The organism is Azospirillum sp. P4_B5 (assembly GCF_056402275.1).
This window is the reverse complement of record NZ_JBFUHT010000116.1, coordinates 1-2192: the sequence shown is the minus strand read 5'-3', so window position 1 is coordinate 2192 and position 2192 is coordinate 1. Positions and strand designations below refer to the sequence as shown.

Here is a 2192-nt window from a genome sequence, read left to right as displayed (position 1 = left end):
TCACCCGGAGCATTGCCGAGCGCAACGCCGCCTACGGCACTTACCTGCACAACCAGGGCAACCACGCGCAGGCGCACAGCTATCTCGACTTCGCCATCGGCCAAGCGGCTTTCGGCTATCACAGCTGATACCGCTCAGCGCCGGTGCGCTGGATCCGCGGTGGATTGCATCGGGGACCCAGCCGTCGCCTTCCGACCATGGCGCATCTGATCGAGCATGGGCGCCACATCCTGCTTGAACGCTGGCGGCGAGACAGTCCGACTGCCTTGGAAAACCGGTCGCAAGCCTGAATAACGCCCGTCTTCGAGGGACGATCCGGGCATTAACTATGCTCCAGTGTCGGTTTCATGCACCTATGGAGCACCCCGTTTGGGAAATAGGGCGTGGCAGAACCTTTGAGAAGACGGGAACAAGACACCGCTGATGTCGACGTGGCGTCCTCCCGCCACGTACGGCGTTCACGTCCAAACCATATCGATTTGCCTGCTTGATCCAGCCCTCGAAATCGACGTCGAGCGCTGATCCGGCAGACTGGATCGTGCGCCGGCGCCTTTCGTCAGTGCGCCAGCGGACGCTGCGTTAGGTATGACATGAACGATTTCCTCTTTCAGGACCGCTTCCACCAGCTGAGCCATTGGATCATCACGGCTGTCTTTCCCAGTCCGTACCTTTGGATGCACGTCGTTGTCCATATCGTCCTCGTGGCAACGCCGCTGGCCTTTCTTGCCTTGTTGGTGGCTTGGGGGCTCGGTGCTGTGCGGCGCCTCCAGCCCCGCTCTCAGAAGGAAAGCCCACGGGTAGTTGTATCGCCATTCCCACCTAGCCTGTTCCTGTACATCCTCAAAAACACCAAAAAGAAACAAGCCGCCATTCTTGCAGTCGCCCTACTATCCTTGCCGCTTCTCTATGCAATACTGGAGCTCCCTAAACAAATAATAAATAAAGCATTGAATGCCGAATCAGATACTTCGCCGGCATTCGGATTCAATATATCGAACTACGAGCTTCTATTCATTCTTTGTATGTTTTACCTCGGCGCAGTACTGACAAATGGGGCGCTAAAATACACCATCAGCTTGCTACAGGGAGGTCTGGCTGAAGGGATGATGCGCCGCATGCGCTTTGCCGCTTTCCGGGCATGGTCTCGAGGCAAGACGCCGTGCGACCACGCGTTGGTCATACCGATGCTGGTGCAGGAGGTTGAACCGATCGCCGGCTTCACCGGCGATATCTTCCAGGTTCCTGTGCTCCAGGGAGGGACGTTTCTGACGATTCTCGCCTTTATGATCGCCCAGGACCCAGTGTTAGGAGCAGCCGCCCTAACACTGGTTCCGCTTCAGATCGCCCTCGTACCCCGCCTGCAACGCCGGGTGAGCGCCTTGGCGCGCCAACGGTCGCGAGAATTGCGTTCGTTCGGTGCGGCAGTGGCCGATGCGTCCCCACACCACCGAAGCAACCGGTCACTCCCGGTGCTGGCCGTAGCGCAATCACTTAAGCGCGTGCAGGCGATCCGGCTCGACATCTATCGGCGAAAGTTCTTCATCAAGGGACTAAACAACTTCCTTGCTCATCTTACGCCATTTTTCTTTTACACCATCGGCGGCTACTTGGTCATCGAGGGGCGCCTTTCTCTGGGAGCTCTCGTGGCGGTTCTGGCCGCTCACAAGGATATGTCGGGACCGCTTCGCGAACTCCTTAACTATTATCAAACCTTGGATGACGTCCGGGTAAGATATGAGGACATTCGCCGCTTTTTGGGGGACCAGGCCGAGCTCCCTTCGTCGAGTACGTTGGGCACCCCGGTCGGCGGCACAGGTTCTGTTGCGGGTCCATTGACACCGATGAACCAAGAGGCATCCAACATAACGTCCACCCTATCGTCATAGGGTGGACGTTACCCTGGCTCTGATCGATATCTGACGCTTGATATGGTCGGTCCAGTTCGCCACCCCCCGCTCGCCATGGGCGACGGCGACTCCGCCGACATCGCTGCGCTGGATGATTGCTGCCTGCACTGTGCCTTGGGATGCGCACCGGCTTTGTTCTGCAACACTTCGTTACACTTCATGCCCATCTTCGAAACACGGCGGGGCGTAGAACGGAGGCATGGCGCAACGGACGAGGCCATTGAAGAGGACGGGCATCCCGCCCGACCGCCGCCACGGCCCGGCGCCGCATTCCAGGAGAAAGCA

At 58.4% G+C, this 2192-nt stretch carries 1 protein-coding gene; it reads left to right on the top strand.

Going from position 1 to position 2192, the window contains the following annotated elements:
- Positions 1 to 590: 590 nt before the first annotated feature.
- On the top strand, positions 591 to 1886 hold the full coding sequence (locus AC1DVI_RS32200) for an ABC transporter ATP-binding protein (protein WP_476961442.1): 1296 nt from the start codon (positions 591 to 593) through the stop codon (positions 1884 to 1886).
- Positions 1887 to 2192: the final 306 nt, after the last annotated feature.